Raw genomic sequence first — 20113 nt, forward strand, 5'->3', positions numbered from 1 at the left:
GGTCTTCTCCTTGTGTCGCTGCCCCGCACGTGTTTCTTCGAGGCTCATTGCGAACTTACAGGAGTTGCCTGAAGCGGGCATGAACGGGGCGTTCAGGAACGCAAGCGCTTATCATCAGCGCATCACCATGTCGCTCCGCTCCTCGAAGCTCATGGGCTGGATCGTCTCTCTGGACTGCCCCACGGGTGTAAACCCCAGCTTCTGATACAAAGGCAGCGCTGCGGGGTGATCAAGCGTACAGGTTTGCACCGTTACCAGTTGAGGGCGTGTTGCCCAGCAGGCTGCAATGGCAGCCCCCAGAAACCAGCGGCCGAGCCCCTGTCCCATCGCATGTTCCATCATGCCAAAGAACGCCAGATCGGAGATTTCCGGTGAAATGCGGTTGATGTCGAAGAAGCCGGCCGGAGCACCGTCGAGATAGAGCACGGAGATTTCCCTGCCCTCACGATGGAGTTCCGCAGCCAGCTCCTCATCGCTCTTGCGCAGGGAATTCACCCAGTGCCACTTCCGCCCAACCCTGTCGGTCAGATAGCGATAGTAGTGCAGCGGGATGTTGCTGGTCTTCAGAAGCGCGATCTGCCGGTTGTAAGGCGCCGGCGGATAGGAAGACGGTGGCGCCTTCATCTCAAGAAAGACGACGGTCACATCTATCGGGTCTGGCTGCATCTGCGACATCGTACGATCAGTTTTCAGAAATGCGGCCTGCGCCCGTCTCAACGGGAGTGTCCGTCAATCCGCCCCACTCGGTCCATGAGCCGTCATACAGGCGGTTGTCACTGTGCCCCAGCGTCTCCAGCGCCAGTATCAGCACGGCCGCCGTCACGCCCGAGCCGCAGGACGTCACCACCGGCCGTTCCAGATCAACACCGGCGTCGACGAAGAGCTTGCGCAATTCGGGAGCCGGCAACAGATGGCCGTCTTTCGAAAGTGCGGCGTAAGGCAGATTGCGGGCGCCGGGCATATGTCCGGACCGGATACCGGCTCTCGGCTCCGGGTCTGTTCCCGAAAATCGGCCGGGGCCTCGCGCATCGACGATCTGGCTTTCGCGCTGCTCCACCACGCGGCGCATTTCCGAAAGGCTGACGACCTGATTCTCGTCGAATTCGGCGTGGAATATGCACGGCGCTATTCTGGTGACGTCGGATGTGACGGGGCGGCCGTCAGCCTTCCAGCGGTCAAAACCACCATCCAGAACATAGACCTGATAGACGCCCATGATGCGGAACATCCACCACGCTCTTGGAGCGGAGAAGAAACCCGGACCATCATAAATCACGATGGTGTCGTCGGCGGAAATGCCGAGCGTGCCGACAAAGCGGGCGAAATGCTGTGGCGAAGACAGCGTGTGCGGCAGATTCGAATTCGGATCGGAAACCGCATCATGATCGAAAAACACGGCTCCCGGAATATGTGCGGCTTCATACTCGGCGCGCGCGTCGCGCTTCTGGTCGGGAAGATACCAGGAAGCGTCGATAACGGTCAGGCCCGGCTCACCGAGGCGCTGCTGCAACCATTCCGCATCCACCGTAAAGGGGCTGTCCGCAGCCATGTTCGTGTCCTTCCCTGAGTTGCTGTTCTGCTACTAAAGCGTGTCGCCCGAAAGTGGGAACCGGTTTCGGGACAACGACATGCGTAAAAACAGGAACTTAAAGCGCGAGGAGCGAATCTGAAAGATTGCGACACACTTTAAACGTCAGCCTACCGGCAGGGGACCGAACCGAAGGCGAAAGCGCCGGTTCTCCCTGCCTTTTTTCTCGATCTTGCCGATATGTATCTCGCCGACTTCAGAGGTGCGGGCGACATGCGTGCCGCCGCAGGGCTGGCTGTCGATCAGGCCTTCGTCGCCGATGCAGACAAGCCGAATGCTGCCCGTGCCCTGCGGCGGACGCACATTCTTGGATTTGACCAGTCCCGGATTGGCGGCAAGGTCAGCGTCGCTGATCTGTCGTATGAAAACCGGATGATCGGCCCGGACCAGCTCCATGAGCTTTTGGGTCGCCTCCTCCTTGCCGAGGCTTGCATCCGGAATGTCGAAATCCACCCGCGAATCATCGGGAGACACGGCCGCGCCGGTGATCGGATAGGGACACACGACAGTGAGCAGATGGCAGGCCGTGTGCATGCGCATCAGCAGATAGCGACGGGGCCAGTCGATGGAAATCCTGAGCGATTCACCAGGAGCAAGGGCCGGCTGGCCCGGTGCGGGAACATGGATGATCTCGTCCTTGGTCTGGCCGGTGACGGTCGCCGCGATCTCGACACGGCTTCCGTCGGCGCGTTCGAAATATCCCGTATCGCCCGGCTGCCCGCCGGACGTCGCGTAGAAAATGGTGCGGTCGAGGATGATGCCGCCACGATCGTTGATCGCCAGCACACTTGCCGCCGCCTCCTTCAGATAGGGATCATCGCGAAAGAGGGCGTGTGTGCTGGGTTCCATCATTCCACCTGTTCGTACGGCACGTCGATCCCGACCTTCTTCTCCATCCAGCCCGGAACAGGCAAGTCCTTCGCCCGCAGGAATTCAGGATTGAAGAGTTTCGACTGATAGCGTGTACCGTAATCGCACAGAATGGTCACGATGGTATGGCCCGGTCCCAGTTCCTTTGCGAGGCGGATGGCGCCCGCGATGTTGATGCCGGTTGAGCCCCCGACACAAAGCCCCTCCTCCTGAATCAGGTCGAAGATGATCGGCAAGGCCTCCTCATCCGGGATCTGGTAGGAGAAATCAGGCGCGAAACCGTCCAGATTGGCGGTGATGCGTCCCTGACCGATGCCCTCGGTGATCGAAGAGCCTTCGGCAACGAATTCGCCGGTGGTGTAATAGCTGTAAAGGGCTGCACCAAGCGGATCGGCGAGCGCCACCTTTATGCCGTTGCTTTTACTGCGCAGGCCGGCCGAAACCCCGGCGAGCGTGCCGCCGGATCCCACCGCCGAGACGAACCCGTCAATCTTTCCGCCGGTCTGCTCCCAGATTTCCCTTGCTGTTGTTTCGATATGGCCGTCCCGATTGGCCACATTGTCGAACTGGTTGGCCCAGATAGCGCCGTTCGGCTCAGTCGCCGCCAGTTGCGCGGCCAGACGCCCGGACAGCTTCACATAGTTGTTCGGGTTCCGGTAGGGCACGGCCGGAACTTCGATCAGTTCCGCGCCAAGCAGGCGGATCGCGTCCTTCTTTTCCTGGCTCTGCGTATCGGGAATGACGATCACCGTTCGGTAGCCGAGCGCCCTGGCTACAAGCGTGAGGCCGATGCCGGTATTGCCGGCGGTTCCCTCCACGATGACGCCGCCCGGCCGCAGCAAGCCGCGCCGTTCCGCATCGCGTATGATGAAAAGCCCTGCCCTGTCCTTCACGGACTGGCCGGGATTCATGAATTCGGCCTTGCCGAGAATCTCGCACCCCGTCTCCTCGGAAGCTCGCCGCAACCTGATCAGGGGAGTGTTGCCGATAGCGTCGATCACCGAGCGGTGCATGGAAATTCCTTCGATCTGGTGAATTTGTCCGAAACTAGAAGTGTATCCGGCTCCTTACAAGGATCAGTTTTTCTCATGAATCCAGTTTTTTAGGACATTATTCCAGCACGAAAGCTGTAACCTTGTTCTCTTCCCACATCCCCTCTTTCCTAAACTGGCGCAGATGGCTAGACCATTTTGCAATGCAGATATGGTGACGAATGGGACTCTACAGGGCCAACCCCCAAGACGGCGTCGTCTGGATCACAGGCGGCAGTTCCGGAATAGGCAGGGCACTTGCGAAAATGCTGGCCGCAGCCGGTTACACGGTGGCGGTTACCGCACGCGAAGGCGATGAAATCGAGGCGCTGATAGCTGAATCGGCTCCTCTTTCCGGCCGGATTCTGTCCTATCCGTGCGACGTTACCGATGAGGCGCGCCTTGAAAGCACGCTGGCCGCCATCGAAAGCGCAGCCGGTCCGGTGGTGCTCGCCATTTTCAATGCCGGCACTTATGTGCCGGTGGCCGGCGAAAACCTTTCGGTGCGCAAATTCAGGCGGACCTTCGATCTCAATCTTCAGGGCGTCATTAACGGGCTCGTGCCGGTAGCTCGCCGAATGCAAAAGCGCGGTTTCGGCCATATCGTGCTGCTCGGATCGATCAGTGCCTGGTTCGGCTGGCCGACCACGGCTGCTTATGGCGCCAGCAAGGCGGCCATCAACGTGATGGCCCAATCTCTGAAATATGATTTCGACAAGATCAACATCCGCATTCAGGTCGCCAACCCCGGTTTTGTAAACACGCCATTGCTTCAGTTGCAACAGACGGCTTCCATGGTTCCGGCGCTGATGAGCCCTGAGGATGCGGCAAGCCGCATGTTGCGGGGCATCGCCCGCGGTGGGTTTGAAATCGCCTTCCCGAAGCGTCTGGTCTGGGGCCTCAAGCTGACGAGTATGCTGCCGCAACCGGTTCGCCATTGGGTGATCAACAGGCTCACGCGCTGGTCTTCGCGGCCGCTGAGTTTTGGGCGGGCTGGGTCCCGCAGGAGCAATGATGCGTAGGCATCGTTTTTGCGCCGCAACATAATCTCCTTGCAATTTTGGCCCCGCTCCTCCATATGCGGCTCATAGGCGCTTGGGCCGGTTGATCCGGCTTTCTCGAAGAATGAGACTGGTTGCGTCTGTTTCACACCTTGCGCCTGCCGGCGCGGTGATGAAAAGCCCCATACGCAGAAACGTGTGGGCGCGACAGCGCAGCCGAGCGGACACCATCCGCCGCCTTGTCGTTTCCGATGTTTATGTCAGGTGGATTGCGCTCCGCCGTACGTTTTGGCGGCTGCATGTCGCCTGAAAGAAGACGAATTTTGACCAATGAAACCATTGCGGAGCCGACCGGCTTCGCCGCTCTGGGAATTTCCGGGCAGCTCCTGAAAGCCACGCATGCGGCCGGCTTCACAGAACCGAAGCCCATTCAGGAACAGGCCATCCCGGCCCAGCTCGAAGGCCGCGACATTCTGGGCATTGCCCAGACGGGCTCCGGCAAGACGGCTGCCTTTGCGCTGCCGATCCTGTCGAAGATCATCGCTCTGGGCACTAAGCGCCGGCCGAAGACAGCGCGTGCGCTCATCCTTGCACCGACCCGCGAACTGGCCGTGCAGATCGAAGACACCGTGAAGGTGCTCGCCAAGGGCGCGCATATTTCGACCGCGCTTGTGCTCGGGGGCGTGTCGCGTCACAGCCAGGTCAAGCGTATCGCCCCCGGCGTCGATTTCCTGATCGCAACGCCCGGCCGACTAACGGATCTCGTACGTGAGAAGGACCTCATCCTTTCCGACACGACCTGGCTCGTCCTCGACGAAGCAGACCGCATGCTCGACATGGGCTTCATCAACGATGTTCGCCGCATCGCCAAGGCCACGCACCCCGCAAGGCAGACGGCACTGTTCTCGGCAACCATGCCGAACGAGATCGCCGAGCTTGCAAAGGGCCTTCTGCACGATCCCGTCCGCGTCGAGGTTGCTCCTCAGGGCACCACCGCTTCCGAGATCAGGCAGGGCGTTATCTTTGCCCGCACGAAGCAGAAGCGGCAGGTCCTCTCCAGGATGCTGGCCGATGAAGCGATGCGTTCCGTCATCATTTTCGCGCGCACCAAGCATGGCGCCGATCGCGTGACCCGCGATCTGGAGCGTGACGGCTTCGAGGCTGGCGTCATTCACGGCAACAAGAGCCAGAACGCGCGCCAGAAGGCCCTGAACGGATTTCGTGACGGCTCCGTTCGCATTCTGGTGGCGACCGACATCGCCGCGCGCGGCATCGACGTTCCCGGCATCAGCCATGTGGTGAATTTCGACCTGCCCGACGAGGCGGAGAGCTATGTCCACCGTATCGGCCGCACCGGCCGCAACGGACAGGACGGCGTCGCCATCACCATGGTCGACCCGTCTGAAAACGCCAAGCTGAGGCAGGTCGAGCGGATCATCCGCATGCAACTGCCGGTGCTTGCCGATCACCTCGATGAGCCCGATCCGCAGTCCAAGGCGGGTCCGCAGGGAAGCGATGCCAGACCGGACAGCGAGGACACTCGTCCGCAGCGGCGTGATGGCAATCGCCGTCCTTCCGGTGGCCAGCGCAACGCCAATGGCAATCGTGGCCCGAGACGTGGTGGCGAGGCCGGTGCTGACGCTTCCGCCGGCAACGCCAATGGACGCAACGGCAGGCAGGCAGGAGCGGCTGAGGGGCAGGCAAGACCAGCCAATGCCGCAAAGCGCGGCGGCAACACCAACCGGCATTGGCCCGAAAAGGCCAATGCCCCCCGCCCTTCCAGCGAGCGTGCGCCCGATGGCGCGAAGCCGCGCAAGTTCCGGCGCAGGCCTCGCAAGCAGACAGCAAGCGCTGCCTGATGCGAAACCGATGAACAAAAAATGGCGGGGAATGTCCCCGCCATTTTTTTTGTTGCCTGTCTTTAAAGCGTGTCGCGATCCTTCAGATTCGCTGACGCTTTAAGCCTCCGTTTTCACGCATGTCGTTATCCCGAAACCGGTTCGCGCTTTCGGGCGACATGCGTCAGAGCACGCGTCAGACGAGACGCGATTGCTCCACGGCCGCTTCGATGAAGCTCGCGAACAGCGGATGCGGTTCGAGCGGGCGGCTCTTCAGCTCTGGATGGTACTGCACGCCGATGAACCAGGGATGATCGGGGTATTCCACCGTCTCCGGCAGAACGCCATCCGGCGACATGCCGGCGAACTGCAGCCCGCACTCTTCGAGGCGCTCCTTGTACTCGATGTTCACCTCGTAACGATGGCGATGGCGCTCCGAAATCTTCGTGGTGCCGTAGATCGACGCGATTTTCGAACCTTCCGTCAGCGTCGCATCGAAAGCGCCGAGGCGCATGGTGCCGCCGAGATCGCCACTTGCCTTACGCTTTTCGAGCATGTTGCCCTTTAGCCATTCGGTCATCAGGCCGACAACCGGCTCGCTTGTAGGCCCGAACTCGGTAGACGAAGCCTTTTCGACGCCGGCCAGAGACCGCGCAGCTTCGATGCAGGCCATCTGCATGCCGAAGCAGATGCCGAAATACGGAACCTTGCGCTCGCGGGCGAAACGGGCAGCAAGAATCTTGCCTTCGGAGCCGCGCTCGCCAAATCCGCCGGGCACCAGAATGCCATGCACCTTTTCGAGATAGGGCGCCGGGTCTTCCTTCTCGAATACTTCCGACTCGATCCATTCCAGCTTCACGCGCACCCGGTTGGCGAGACCGCCATGCGAAAGCGCCTCGATCAGAGACTTATAGGCGTCCTTCAGACCGGTGTACTTTCCAACGACAGCAATCGTGACTTCGCCTTCAGGGTTGTGGATACGCCGCGCCACTGCCTCCCAGCGCTCCATGCGCGGCTTCGGCGCAGGATCGATGCCGAAGGCAGCCAGAACTTCCGAATCCAGCCCCTCCTTATGATAGGCCATGGGCACATCGTAGATGTGGCGCACGTCCAGCGCCTGGATGACGGCCGATTCGCGCACATTGCAGAACAGTGAGAGCTTGCGCCGCTCTTCCTTCGGGATCTGGCGGTCGGCGCGCACGAGCAGAATGTCGGGCGCGATGCCGATGGCGCGCAGCTCCTTCACCGAATGCTGGGTGGGCTTGGTCTTCAGTTCGCCCGCCGCCGGAATCCACGGCATCAGGGTCAGGTGGACATACACCGCCTGCCCGCGCGGCAGATCGTTGCCGAGCTGGCGGATCGCTTCGAGGAAAGGCATTGCCTCGATGTCACCGGCAGTGCCGCCGATTTCGCAGAGCACGAAATCATAATCTTCATTGCCATCGAGAATGAAATTCTTGATCTCGTCGGTGACGTGGGGAATGACCTGCACGGTCGCACCCAGATAGTCGCCGCGACGTTCCTTCTCGATAATGTTCTGGTAGATGCGCCCGGTGGTGATGTTGTCCTGCTTGTTGGCGGACCTGCCGGTGAAACGCTCATAGTGGCCAAGATCCAGATCGGTCTCGGCACCGTCATCGGTCACAAAAACCTCGCCGTGCTGATAGGGGCTCATCGTGCCCGGATCGACGTTGAGGTAGGGATCGAGTTTCTTGAGGCGCGCACGATAGCCGCGCGCCTGCAACAGGGCTCCAAGAGCCGCAGAAGCTATACCTTTGCCAAGCGAGGAAACCACGCCGCCAGTAATAAAAACATATCGCGCCATGGGAACCATCGCTTAGCGCGGCCGAACCGATTCCGCCAGTGGAAAAACCCTGCCGCATAAGGTTTTCCCGGGCTTAAGTGTTTCAAGCAAAAGGGGCCGGCTCCGGCCGGCCCCTTTCAAAGCTGACGCGAACTGTCAGAGAACGACGACTTTCGTGCCGGTCTTCACGCGCCTGTAGAGGTCCATCACATGGTCGTTGATCATGCGGAAGCAGCCATTCGACGAATTGGTGCCGATTGTCTGCGGCTGATTGGTGCCATGGATGCGCAGATAGGTGTCCTTCTTGCCCTCATAGAGGTAGATGGCGCGCGCGCCCAGAGGATTGTCCGGGCCGCCCGGCATACCGTCCTTGTAACGGCCATACTTGGCGGGCTCACGCTGCTGCATGTCCTTGGTGGGAATCCAACGCGGCCACTCCTGCTTGTCGCCGACGACCGTGGTGCCCTTGTACTGAAGGCCGTCGCGGCCAACCGCAATCGCATAGCGACGCGCGGTGAAGGGCGTCTCGACCAGGTAGAGACGATGCGCATTGGTGTCGATGACGATGGTGCCCGGCTCATAGCCGGTGAAGTTCACCTGCTGTGGCTCGAATTCCGGCTTCACATTGAACTTCTTCTTTGCCTGACGTTCCTGCAAAACGGAGTCGAGAGCCCGCGTCTCGGGAAGATAGGCAACGGCGCCGGCCGATGCGCTGGCGTTGAAGAGCCCGCCAAACAGACCGCCGCTGCGCTGCTGGGGAACGTCGCGTGCTTCACTTCTGAGTTCGCCATTGTTGCCGGTGCGTGCAATGGCCATCGCATCGGCGGACAGCGGCTGCTGGACTTCTTCGATCACGGCAGGGGCTGCGACGACCTGTGGCTTCACAGGAGCCTGACGCGCAGGCGCGGGTGCCCGCTCTGCTCGCGCCGCCCTGCTCTGCTCGCGCTTTTCCTGAAATGCCTTGCGTTCGGCCTCCGACTTTGCCTTGGCGGCTTCACGCATGGCCAGCTTCTTGGCCTCGATAGCCCGTGCGCGAGCCTCAGCCTGCTCGATTTTGACCTGCTTCTCCAGTTCCTGGATTCTGGCAAGATCTTCGTCGGTCGGCTTTTTCTTGCGCTTCAAGGTCCTGAGCTCGGAAGCGGCGCTTTTGGCGGCCACTTCAACCACGTCGGTAGCGGCAGGGGTTTTAGGGCCAGCGCCCGCTGCAATGGGGGCTGCATGAACTGGCGCACCCGCATACAGGGAGGCGCACAGGCTCATCAAAATGAAGCTGCGAAGCTGCATGGCGAAAATCCGATCAGAAAAACTGCTGTTGCCCGTGGCTTTGCCCGCAATACCCGCACGGGCAACCATCTGCTGATCTATAATCGATTGGCCGGGCGCACCTCAAGCGGGGCTTTGCATCTTGCCCGGCAAATCATCGTGATAAAATTCATTTGCGACAACTGTGTTCAAACAACAACAGTAGCCGGCAGTGGCCGCTCCCGGCCACTGAAACAGGCTTAATTGTTGGGAACCTGCGGTTCCGCAGACTGCGAAGCGCCTTCAGCAGGCGCCGGAACCGCAGCAGCAGGTTCGGAAGCAGTAGGTGCAACGGGTGCAGGGACATCAGGAGCGGCCGGGGCCGCTGCGGGCGCCTGCGGCGCAACCTGACCCGGAAGCTGATCGAGAACGCCCTGCTGTACAGGAGCATTCTGCTGCTGGGTCGCAGCAGGAACCCGATCGAGAATATCGGTCGGCTTTGCGCCATAACGGGCAATGATGGAGAGCCCGAGCGAGGTGACGAAAAACGCGGCGGCGAGAATTGCCGTGGTGCGCGTCAGGGCGTTGGCAGCGCCGCGCGCCGTCATGAAACCGGAACCGCCGCCGATACCAAGCCCTCCACCTTCGGAACGCTGAACCAGTACCACGCCGACAAGGGCGAGCACGATCATGAGGTGGACGACGATAAGTACGGTTTCCATAGGTCTACCCTGGCAATGCCTGCGCCCGCTTGCGCGAGCGCTCCTGAGGACGCGGCTCAATACAATGCTTTGATGGCATTTCCAAGTCCGGGCCCGGAATTAGCCTTCGAAGCCACCATGTAGGGGCGCACGAAGCCGTGCGCCAGCCTTTTCTCTATCACAGATGCTCGTATGCTTCGGCTATGCCGAGGAAATCGGCCGCCTTCAGGCTCGCGCCACCAACGAGAGCACCATCTACATTGGCAACGCCGAGCAGTTCGACGGCGTTGGATGGCTTGACCGACCCGCCATAGAGAATGCGCATCGACTTCGCAGCCTCGCCCAGCCTTTCCACAAGCCGGCCCCGGATGTGGGCATGGGCCTTCGCCACATCATCGGCGGTTGGCGTCAGGCCGGTTCCGATAGCCCAGACGGGCTCATATGCAATAATGGTGTTGGCGGCGCTGGCGCTTTCAGGCACCGAACCCTCGATCTGGCGCGACAGCACGTCGAGCGTGTCGCCGGCCTGGCGCTGATCGTTCGTCTCGCCGATGCAGATGATGGCGATGAGCCCGGCCCGCCACGCGGCTTCGGCCTTGGCGTGAACCGTGGCATCACTCTCGCCATGGTCGGTGCGCCGCTCCGAATGGCCGACGATGACGTGGCTTGCGCCTGCATCCTTCAGCATCTCGGCCGAGATGTCGCCCGTATGCGCGCCGCTGCTGTTGGCGTGGCAATCTTCGCCGCCGGCGCGAACCGGCGTGCGGGACAGGACTTCAGCAGCCCTTGCCAGAAGCGTAGCCGGTACGCAGACCAGCGCCTCGGTCTGGGCATCAAGGCCCCGCATGAAGCCGTCGCCGATCATTCTGAGCTCATCGAGCGAAGCGCTGGTGCCGTTCATCTTCCAGTTGCCCGCAACAAGCGGCCGAATTCCTGGCGTCATGTCTTTTCTGTCCCTGAAAGCTTCCATATGGGCGCCTTCAGTATCAAAATCAGGCTACAAAGCAATCGACACTGGCGCACAAGGAGGCTATTGCCCTTGGCTACATCTGAAACCGGAATTGAACATGCTCGATAGTCTGAGAAAAGCCTCGGGAACCTGGGTCGCCAAAACTTTGCTCCTCATGCTGGTGCTGAGCTTCGCTGTCTGGGGGATTTCGGGTCAGGTTGCAGGCGTGATCGGCGGCCACGAATCCGTCGTGCGCGTTGGCGGCACGTCGGTCTCGGTCAACGAATATCGTCTGTCCTATGACAGGCAGATCAATTCGCTCTCCCAGCAGTTCGGCCAGCGTCTCACGCAGGAGCAGGTCAACGCCCTCGGGCTGGACCGTCAGGTGATCGCACAGCTCGTTTCCGGAGCGCTGCTCGACGAACAGGCCCGCAAGATGGGTCTCGGCATCTCGCAGGACCGCCTCGCCGCCCTCACCCATGAAGATCCGGCTTTCCGCGGGGCAAACGGACAGTTCGACAGGCAGATGTTCGACTATGTGCTGCGTCAGGTCGGCATGCGGCCGGAAGATTATCTGAACAACAGGGCGCAGGTCGCCCGGCGCCAGCAGATCATCGAAGCCGTTTCGGATGGCCTCAAGGTGCCAGATACGTTCCTCAGGGCATTCGCTCTCTATCAGGGTGAGGACCGTACGGTCGATTACCTGGTGCTGCCGAAATCATTGGTAGAGCCGGTTGAAGCCCCGTCCGACACCGAGCTTTCCACCTATTTCGATGCGAACAAGCAGAAATATGCCGCGCCCGAATATCGTAAATTCTCCTATGTCCGGCTCGAACCCGAAGATATTTCCGATCCTGCCGCGATCAGCGACCAGCAGGTGAGCGAAGATTACGAGAAGAACAAGTCGCTGTTCACCACGCCTGCCACCCGCAAGATCGAGCAGATCGTTTTCTCATCCGAGCAGGATGCGCAGACGGCTCGCGACTCCATCAACAACGGCGGAACTTTCGACAGGGTCTATGCCGCGCAGGGCAAGACCGAATCCGATGTTCAGCTCGGAACGCTGGCAAAGGACAAGATTGCAGATCAGGCCGTGGCGGAAGCAGCTTTCGCGCTGGGGCTGAATGAAGTCAGCCATGTGGTAAAGGGTACTTTTGGCCCGGTGCTTTTGCGTGTGACCGAGATAAATCCCGAGGTGGCCAAGCCTCTCTCCGAGGTTCAGGATCAGATACGCAAGGACCTCGCCCTCAGCGAAGCCAGCCGCCTGCTGCTCGAAGTTCACGACGCTTATGAGGATGCCCGCGCCGGCGGCGAGACCATGGAAGAGGCCGCTGCCAAACAGCGCCTCAAGGTTGTCACGGTCGAGGCGATCGATCGTTCGGGCCGCGCGCCTGACGAGAACGTCATTCGCGACCTGCCGGAATCGGCCAACCTCATCCGCGCGGTTTTCGAATCCGAACCGGGCGCCGAGAACGAGGCCCTGCAAACGGCGAATGGCGGCTATCTGTTCTATGAACTCAACTCCGTCACCCCCGCCCGTGATCGCGAACTGGATGAGGTGAAGGACCGCGTTGTTGCCGACTGGACGGCGCTTGAAACCGAAAAGAGACTTCTGGCCAAAGCCGAGGAGCTGAAGAAGCGTGTTGCGGAAGGGGCCGAGCTGGATGTGGTGGCTTCCGAGCTTTCGCTCGAAAAGCAGACCAAGCGCGGCCTGAAACGCTCCGCTGACGATGCCGACTTCGGCCGCGAGGGAGCAGCCGACATGTTCGATGTCGGCGAGGGCCAGTCCGGCGTCATTCCGGCACCGACCGGCGGTGCACAAATCCTGTTCAAGGTCACTCAGGTGGTGGAACCGGCCGCCGCCGACGCGCAGACCGTTCCGGATGACGTGAAGAACTCCTTCGCCGCGGGCCTCTCCGGCGATCTCCTCGATCAGCTGGTTGCCCAATTGCAGAGCCAGTATTCGGTGGAGATCGATCAGGTGGCCATCTCGCAGGCACTGGCCAGATGAGCGCGCTGAAACCCTTCATCGGCAAGGTGGCAACCGGCGACGCACTGAGCTTCGATGAAGCGTGCGATGCCTTCGATATCATCATGTCGGGTGACGCCACTCCGGGCCAGATCGGCGGCTTCCTGATGGCGCTGCGTGTTCGCGGTGAGACCGTCAGCGAGATTTCCGGTGCCGTCGCGACGATGCGCAGCAAGATGCTGCCCGTCTCGGCCCCGGTGGAAGCGATCGACATCGTCGGCACAGGCGGCGACGGCTCGCACAGCGTAAACATCTCGACCGCCTCCGCCTTCGTCATTGCCGCCTGCGGCGTGCCGGTGGCCAAGCACGGCAATCGCGGCCTGTCCTCGCTGACGGGCACCGCCGACGTGCTGACGCGGCTGGGTGTCAACATCGAGCTCGCACCGGAAGCCATAGCGCGGTGTATCGAGGAAGCCGGTATTGGCTTCATGTTCGCGCCATCGCATCACCCGGCGATGAAGCATGTCGGGCCGATCCGGGTGGAGCTTGGCACACGTACAATCTTCAATCTGCTCGGGCCTCTCACCAATCCTGCAGGGGTCGGGCGGCAGCTCGTGGGCGTGTTCGCGCCCGAATGGGTGCTGCCGGTGGCCGAAGCCCTCAAGGCGCTCGGTTCCAGACATGTGTGGGTCGTTCATGGCGATGGCTATGACGAGATCACCGTAACCGGCGAAACCCATGTTACCGAACTCGTGAACGGTGAAATCCGCAGTTTCACTCTCACCCCTGAAGCCTTTGCGCTGCAACGCCATTCCAAGGAAGCGTTGCGCGGGGGAGATTCGGAATTCAACGCGGCCGCATTGCGCGGCGTTCTTTCGGGAACTCCCGGCGCATATCGTGATACGGTGCTGATGAATGCTGGTGCCGGACTGGTCGTTGCCGACCAGGTCAGGACACTTGAAGACGGCATCGTCAAAGCTCGCGAAGCGATCGACAATGGGAATGCGACCAGAGTTCTGAACAAGTTGATCGAGGTTTCCAACGCTTAGCCATGTCAGACATTCTGCGTAAGATTGAAGCCTACAAGCGTGACGAGATCGCCGCAGCAAAGGCGCGCACGTCCCTTTCCGAGCTGAAAGCCCGGGCAGCAGATCAGGAAAAGCCGCGCGACTTTCTGTCAGCACTTGAAACACGCAATCGCGACGGCCGCTTCGCGCTCATTGCCGAGATCAAGAAAGCCAGCCCGTCAAAAGGCCTTATCCGGGCCGATTTCGATCCGCCTGCCCTTGCCCGGGACTATGAGGCCGGCGGCGCCGCCTGCCTTTCGGTGCTGACGGATGGACCGTCATTTCAGGGCGCCCCGGAATATCTGACCCGCGCGCGTGAGGCTGTCAGCCTTCCCGCGCTGCGAAAGGATTTTCTGTTCGACACCTATCAGGTGCATGAGGCGCGCGCATGGGGGGCGGATGCGATCCTCATCATCATGGCAAGCGTCGATGATGCCACCGCTCAGGCGCTCGAAGACACCGCCTTTTCGCTCGGCATGGACGCACTGATCGAGGTGCATGATGAGGAAGAAACGGTGCGTGCGCTTCGCCTTTCCTCGCGCCTCATCGGCATCAACAACCGCAATCTGCGCACCTTCGAAACCTCGCTGGAGACGAGCGAACGTCTTGCCCCGATGATTCCGGCCGACAGGCTGCTCGTCGGCGAGAGCGGCATCTTCACCAATGAGGACTGCAAGCGGCTGGCCCGGAGCGGCATCGGCACTTTCCTCGTTGGCGAAAGCCTGATGCGTCAGGATGACGTTACCAGTGCCACGCGCATTCTTCTTGGGCTCGAATCAGGCGAGGCATAGCTGCCGTGAGCGAACGCCCCTCCCCGGCCGGAACCGGCCTGACGCATATCGGCGCTTCCGGAGAAGCGCATATGGTCGACGTTGGCGGCAAGGCCGAGACCGTACGGGAGGCTATCGCCGAGGGCAGCGTTCGCATGCAGGCCGAGACGCTGGCCATGATCCTCGCAGGCAACGCCAGGAAGGGCGACGTCCTGTCGACAGCGCGCATAGCCGGCATCATGGCCGCCAAGAAGGCGCACGAGTTAATCCCGCTTTGCCACCCGCTGCTGCTCACCAAGGTGAGCGTCGATATTGAGCCGGATCACGATCTGCCGGGCCTCAGGGTTCAGGCGCTGGCGTGTGTCACCGGCAAGACCGGCGTTGAAATGGAGGCGCTGACGGCCGCGTCTGTCGCCTGCCTTACCATCTACGACATGGCCAAGGCCGTGGATCGCGCGATGATCATTTCCGACATCAGGCTTACCTCCAAGACCGGAGGAAAATCAGGCGACTACAAGGCAGAGGCCTGACATGGCGCTGGTCCCGATGGAAACGGCGCTGCAACGCCTTCTGGAGGATGTCGGGCCCCTCGGTGGCGAAAGCGTGCCCCTGAACGATGCGTATGATCGCGTGCTTTCCGAGTCGATTGTGGCGCTGCGCACGCAGCCTCCCTTCAACGCCTCGGCAATGGATGGCTATGCCATGCGGGGCGCCGACGCGCACATCACGGGCAGTGAGCTGGCTGTCATCGGCGAAGTGGCCGCCGGCAGCATGTTTTCAGGCTCTGTCGAAGCAGGTCAGTGCGTGCGCATCTTCACCGGCGCGCCCCTGCCCGCCGGAACCGATACGGTCGTAATTCAGGAAAATGTCGACAGGCCGGCAGCAGATGACGTGATTCGCCTGCGCGAGCCGACCGCTGCCGGTCGCAATGTGCGGCGCGCCGGTCTGGATTTCACGATTGGCGACCTTCTCGTCGAAAAAGGCCATCTGATGCGCGCCAGCGCGCTTTCGCTCGCCGCTTCGGCCAATCACGCGCGCCTCACGGTCGTCAGACGGCCACTGGTCGCCATCATCGCCACCGGCGACGAACTGCGCCTGCCGGGAAGCGAACTGGGACCGGGTCAGATCATTTCATCCAACAGCTATGGCATCGCAGCCGCGGCCCGCGCCGTGGGCGCCGATGTTATCGATCTCGGCATCGCGCCAGATCGCGAGGATGCAATCTCGGCGCTCGTGAAACAGGCTGTTGCGGCCGGTGCGAACGTCATCGTCACATCTGGCGGAGCCTCCGTCGGCGATCACGATCTCGTTCACAAGGTTCTGACGCGCGAGGGCATGACGCTCGACTTCTGGCGGATCGCCATGCGGCCCGGCAAGCCGCTGATGTTCGGCAGAATGGACAACATCAGATGTCTGGGCCTGCCCGGAAATCCCGTGGCGAGCCTCGTCTGCTCGCAGCTTTTCCTGAAACCTCTGCTCGCACGCCTTGGCGGCCGGCCTTTCCGTCAGGACATCAGGACAGCGATGCTCGGGGCACCGGTTTCAGCCAACGACCATCGGCAGGACTTTGTCCGTGCAGCCATTGAGGAACGCGACGGCCAGCTGATTGCCACGCCCTTCGGTGTGCAGGATTCATCCATGCTGCGCACCATGGCCGCATCAGGGGGACTGGTCATACGCGCCCCATTCCAGCCGGCATCGGAAATCGGCGATCCCTGCCAGTTGATGATGATCGGCTGAAGCTGTCCCCGGTCGTTCTGATTTTAAGCGGTTGCGGAACACAACTGGAACATATAGTGTTTGTTCCGGGTTTGTTTTCCGATTCTGGATTCGCCGCTGCCGGGGGAACCTATGCTGACGCGCAAGCAACATGAATTGCTTCTCTTTATCCATGAGCGGTTGAAGGAGAGTGGCATTCCGCCCTCTTTCGACGAAATGAAGGAAGCGCTGGACCTTGCCTCGAAGTCGGGCATCCATCGCCTGATCACCGCACTGGAAGAACGTGGGTTTATCCGTCGCCTGCCCAATCGTGCGCGTGCGCTGGAAGTGCTGCGCCTGCCAGATTCCATTGCCCCCGGTCTGAACAGTGCGCGAAAATTTTCACCCAGCGTCATTCAGGGAAGCCTCGGGCAGCCGGCAAAGGATGTTCGCAAGCCGCAGGTCGCCAGCAACGAGGATGACAGCGCCTCGGCGGTTTCCATCCCCGTGATGGGGCGGATCGCTGCGGGTGTTCCGATCGATGCGATCCAGCACAAGACACATTCCATTTCGGTGCCGCCGGAAATGCTGTCGGGCGGCGAGCATTATGCCCTCGAAGTTCGGGGCGACTCCATGATCGAAGCCGGCATTTTCGATGGCGATACCGTCATCATCCGCAACGGCGATACAGCCACCCCGGGCGATATAGTCGTGGCACTCGTCGACGAGGAAGAAGCAACCCTGAAGCGGTTCCGTCGCAAAGGCGCCTCCATCGCGCTTGAAGCCGCCAATCCGGCTTACGAAACCCGGATTTTCGGACCCGACCGCGTCAAGGTACAAGGCAGGCTGGTCGGATTGATCCGCCGTTACTGATCCGGAAATGAAACGGAGCGAACCGGATTTTTTGCCTTCCATCCGTTCTGAGGGACATTGTTTATCAGCATCTTAAAACAACATCCTGAGGAAATGATCGAAATATTGAGGTCGCTGTTTGAGCGCTCTCAAAACGTTGATCGAAGATAGCTGAAGGGCACTTTACGGCCTGTACGATCGGTGAGCAGATTTTGGCTGCGTAGGCGAGCGGCCTATCGAACTATCTGTCACGATGGTCGATTTTCCTGCGTAACTGGATCTGCATTTGATCAACCCGCAGAAGCAGACCTGCCTTACGATGCGGAAACCGTTCCGGATACGCCCTGTCTTTATCGCTTATTCGATCTTGTCCGGGGCGGAGAGAACAGGCGTTTCCGCAGGTACTGCGGCGACTTTTCTCTCATAAGGCGGCAAGCCACGTGCTTCCCGCGAATATCGGCGCTGGGTGTGCCATGGCCGATAATCCCCTTCGATGGCGAAGCGCACCTGCGGCTCTCCGATGATTGGTGATGAATTTCCGGCTGGAACACCAGAAGCAGTGTCGATCTTTTCCAGATGGACTTCGGCACTTCCTTTTTTCGCCAGCTCCCGACGGGTCACCACAATTGCCTGAGATTTTCGGCACGGGTTACGCATCATCGCGTCCTCGATCACGATGACTGTTGCATGGGCACATGCTTTGGCGGCAATACCCGCATCCTGAACCTGCACGACAAGCAGACCGGAGGGACTGCGCAACGCGCATGTTTTCCCTGAGCATACAAACCCTGCGGCTTTGCTTTCCTGCCTCGCAGGAGCGATAAAATCATGCAGGAAAATACCATCGTCCGGCTGCTTTGCGCGGGTTGGCGGCAATACCGTTTCTGCATCCATCGCCCGGCTCCAGTTATCCATGGTGAAGGCATTCGGGCGGGGTCGGTTGACCGCAACCTGCCCGCCTTCCATGGCGACGGCAATCAGCCGGGCATCTTCTGAAATGAGAATGTCAGGCGTTCGGGCAGAGCCAAGCGTCAGCAGACTGCCAATGGCGAATGGCAGTGCAACAAGGCGCAGCCATGTTGTCGTCATCGTTGCAATCACCAGCGCAATCGTCGCCAGAAGCACTGCCTCGGGTGGAATCAGCCCGATCGCATCGACTGGCGACATATCCGCTATTCTTTCGGAAAGGAAAATCACTGCTGTCAGCCCCTTGCCCATGATCTGCAAGAGAGGGCCATCCAGCCCGAAAGGCATGGCGAGCGATGCAAAAACGGCAAATGGCATGACGATGATCGAGACGACGGGCATCACCGCCAGATTGGCCAGCAGGCTGAGCGGTGCAATGCGCTGAAAATGCCATGCCGCGTAGAGGGTCGTGGCAACACCGGCAACCACGGACGTTGCGGCAAGGCCAACCATCATGGTGACCAGAGCGCGGGTCAGTGACCGAACGACGCCGGACTTTCTGTAAACACGTGCAGCAGATCGGCGCGCCTTGTAATCCGACCACGCCGCATAGGCGCCGACCAGCGCCGCCGTTGCCGCGAACGACATCTGGAAACTCGGCCCCACCACCTCATGGGGCGTGACCAGGATGACGATGATCGCCGAAATGGCGAGATTGCGCATGGTCAGCGCGCTTCGGTCGAACAGCACGGCCACCAGCATCACGGCTAGCATGATGAACGAGCGCACGGCAGCAACCACCATGCCGGATATCAGCAGGTAGGAGAAAATCGCAAAAAGCGCGGTAAGGGCTGCATATTTCCTGACCGGATGACGGGAGGAAAAATCCGGGAATGCGGCGAACAATCCGCGCATCAATCCCATCACCGTACCCGCCACCAGCGCCATATGCAGGCCGGATATGGAGATGATGTGATAGATGCCGGTCTTGCGCATTGCCTCGTTTATCTCTTCGGGAATGCCCGCCCGCACCCCGACGATCAGCGCTGCCGCGATTTCGCCTTCCGGCCCGCCGATGGTGTGTCTGATGCGCCCGGCAACCGCCTGCCGCCCCCGCTCGATCGCTGCACTGACGCGGGTAGCCAGCGGCGCGACAGTCTGCTCGGACAGCTTTGGTCCGGAGAGAAAGAAGCCGCTCGCGCCAATGCCACCAAAATAGTTGGAAAAGGATGTGTCGTAGCTGTCCGGCCGAATCGGCCCGCTCGGCGGCAGCAGGCGGACGAGACCGGTCACATCCGAGCCCGCTGCTATCTCCGGCGGCAGGTTGCGGGCGGAAATTCGTACCCGTTCCGGCTGGTAGCGTAGTTTCGGCCTCTCCGTGGAGACGACATCGATCGTCAGACGCTTGCGCCCGCTCGCCATGTCCTCAATTTCAACGACCCTTCCGGTGAGTCGTACGGTGATGTCGGAGCCAATCACCCGCGTATCCAGACGCCATGTCTGAAATTTGGAGAGGCTGACGCCGGAAACGCAAAACAGAAGAGCCAGGCAACACAGATGAATTTTGTGATGTCTGCGCACGGCCCATGTCAAAACCGCAACAGCCCCGGTCAGACCAAGCAGCATAGTCCATCGAGGTTCATGAGACATCGAAAAGTAGAATACGACGCCAATGGACAGGAACACCGGCACGAGAAGAAAGCCGGCTCCACGCTCCATTTCCAGCGCAAACGCCATTGAAGCAGATCGTCCGAATCTGCGTAGCGGCAGCGTGACATGTGCTGCCTGCAGGAATCGCGATCGCCGTGAAGGCAGTGGAGCAGGCTC

The 20113-nt window shown here is 60.7% G+C and carries 18 protein-coding genes; 9 read left to right on the forward strand and 9 right to left on the reverse strand.

The annotated features are described in order from the left end of the window. Positions 1-114: 114 nt before the first annotated feature. From MIC97_RS03100 to MIC97_RS03115, 4 genes are all read right to left on the reverse strand, one after another. A complete protein-coding gene (locus MIC97_RS03100) occupies positions 115-675 on the reverse strand; it encodes a GNAT family N-acetyltransferase (protein WP_239798806.1) in 561 nt (186 codons plus the stop codon). A gap of 7 nt (positions 676-682) precedes the next feature. Beyond that, complete coding sequence (gene sseA, locus MIC97_RS03105; protein ID WP_239798807.1) at positions 683-1549, reverse strand: 3-mercaptopyruvate sulfurtransferase; 867 nt, start codon at positions 1547-1549, stop codon at positions 683-685. Between the two features lie 144 nt (positions 1550-1693). Then, positions 1694-2437, reverse strand: coding sequence for an alanyl-tRNA editing protein (locus MIC97_RS03110; protein ID WP_239801012.1), 744 nt, complete (start codon positions 2435-2437; stop codon positions 1694-1696). Next, positions 2437-3471 (reverse strand): cysteine synthase A, encoded by a 1035-nt coding sequence (locus MIC97_RS03115; RefSeq protein ID WP_239798808.1) that lies wholly within the window; start codon positions 3469-3471, stop codon positions 2437-2439. The genes MIC97_RS03110 and MIC97_RS03115 overlap by 1 nt, the downstream gene beginning before the upstream one ends. A 200-nt stretch (positions 3472-3671) precedes the next feature. Here MIC97_RS03115 and MIC97_RS03120 point away from each other — a divergent pair, with 200 nt between their 5' ends. Together MIC97_RS03120 and MIC97_RS03125 are read left to right on the forward strand one after the other, a co-directional pair. After that, entirely contained in the window at positions 3672-4511 is an 840-nt protein-coding gene (locus MIC97_RS03120; protein ID WP_239798809.1) for an SDR family NAD(P)-dependent oxidoreductase, read from the forward strand. A gap of 302 nt (positions 4512-4813) precedes the next feature. Then, positions 4814-6349 (forward strand): DEAD/DEAH box helicase, encoded by a 1536-nt coding sequence (locus tag MIC97_RS03125; RefSeq protein ID WP_239798810.1) that lies wholly within the window; start codon positions 4814-4816, stop codon positions 6347-6349. A gap of 175 nt (positions 6350-6524) precedes the next feature. Here MIC97_RS03125 and MIC97_RS03130 read toward each other — a convergent pair whose 3' ends face one another. Both MIC97_RS03130 and MIC97_RS03135 read right to left on the reverse strand, forming a co-directional pair. Continuing rightward, positions 6525-8153: a CTP synthase gene (locus MIC97_RS03130; protein ID WP_239798811.1), complete on the reverse strand. Its 1629-nt coding sequence runs from the start codon at positions 8151-8153 to the stop codon at positions 6525-6527. A 135-nt stretch (positions 8154-8288) separates the two neighbouring features. Continuing rightward, positions 8289-9254 carry a L,D-transpeptidase gene (locus MIC97_RS03135; RefSeq protein WP_343060799.1) on the reverse strand — a complete coding sequence of 322 codons (966 nt, stop codon included), beginning with the start codon at positions 9252-9254 and terminating at the stop codon, positions 8289-8291. 96 nt (positions 9255-9350) lie between these two features. Here MIC97_RS03135 and MIC97_RS03140 point away from each other — a divergent pair, with 96 nt between their 5' ends. After that, positions 9351-9638 (forward strand): hypothetical protein, encoded by a 288-nt coding sequence (locus MIC97_RS03140; protein WP_183831620.1) that lies wholly within the window; start codon positions 9351-9353, stop codon positions 9636-9638. Here the strand turns inward: MIC97_RS03140 and secG are convergent. Together secG and tpiA are read right to left on the reverse strand one after the other, a co-directional pair. Then, positions 9635-10096: a preprotein translocase subunit SecG gene (gene secG / locus MIC97_RS03145; protein WP_239798812.1), complete on the reverse strand. Its 462-nt coding sequence runs from the start codon at positions 10094-10096 to the stop codon at positions 9635-9637. The two genes, MIC97_RS03140 and secG, sit on opposite strands and share 4 nt — an antisense overlap. 157 nt (positions 10097-10253) lie before the next feature. Beyond that, complete coding sequence (tpiA, locus tag MIC97_RS03150) at positions 10254-11018, reverse strand: triose-phosphate isomerase (protein ID WP_239798813.1); 765 nt, start codon at positions 11016-11018, stop codon at positions 10254-10256. Between the two features lie 124 nt (positions 11019-11142). On the opposite strand from tpiA, the gene MIC97_RS03155 reads away from it, so the two are divergent. From MIC97_RS03155 to lexA, 6 genes are all read left to right on the forward strand, one after another. Next, positions 11143-13035: a SurA N-terminal domain-containing protein gene (locus MIC97_RS03155; RefSeq protein ID WP_239798814.1), complete on the forward strand. Its 1893-nt coding sequence runs from the start codon at positions 11143-11145 to the stop codon at positions 13033-13035. Further along, a complete protein-coding gene (gene trpD / locus MIC97_RS03160) occupies positions 13032-14042 on the forward strand; it encodes an anthranilate phosphoribosyltransferase (protein WP_239798815.1) in 1011 nt (336 codons plus the stop codon). The genes MIC97_RS03155 and trpD overlap by 4 nt, the downstream gene beginning before the upstream one ends. A 2-nt stretch (positions 14043-14044) precedes the next feature. Then, positions 14045-14851 carry an indole-3-glycerol phosphate synthase TrpC gene (gene trpC, locus MIC97_RS03165; RefSeq protein ID WP_239798816.1) on the forward strand — a complete coding sequence of 269 codons (807 nt, stop codon included), beginning with the start codon at positions 14045-14047 and terminating at the stop codon, positions 14849-14851. 5 nt (positions 14852-14856) lie between these two features. After that, the gene (moaC, locus tag MIC97_RS03170) at positions 14857-15360 is read left to right on the forward strand and encodes a cyclic pyranopterin monophosphate synthase MoaC (RefSeq protein ID WP_345773535.1); all 504 of its coding nucleotides are present in this window, start codon (positions 14857-14859) and stop codon (positions 15358-15360) included. Position 15361: 1 nt separating this feature from the next. Then, complete coding sequence (gene glp / locus MIC97_RS03175) at positions 15362-16570, forward strand: gephyrin-like molybdotransferase Glp (RefSeq protein WP_239798817.1); 1209 nt, start codon at positions 15362-15364, stop codon at positions 16568-16570. Positions 16571-16681: 111 nt separating this feature from the next. Then, entirely contained in the window at positions 16682-17401 is a 720-nt protein-coding gene (gene lexA / locus MIC97_RS03180) for a transcriptional repressor LexA (protein ID WP_239798818.1), read from the forward strand. A gap of 336 nt (positions 17402-17737) precedes the next feature. Here lexA and MIC97_RS03185 read toward each other — a convergent pair whose 3' ends face one another. Further along, complete coding sequence (locus tag MIC97_RS03185; RefSeq protein WP_239798819.1) at positions 17738-20023, reverse strand: ComEC/Rec2 family competence protein; 2286 nt, start codon at positions 20021-20023, stop codon at positions 17738-17740. Between the last annotated feature and the right edge of the window lie 90 nt (positions 20024-20113).

It is taken from the genome of Aquamicrobium sp. NLF2-7, from assembly GCF_022359935.1.
GTDB lineage: Bacteria > Pseudomonadota > Alphaproteobacteria > Rhizobiales > Rhizobiaceae > Mesorhizobium > Mesorhizobium lusatiense.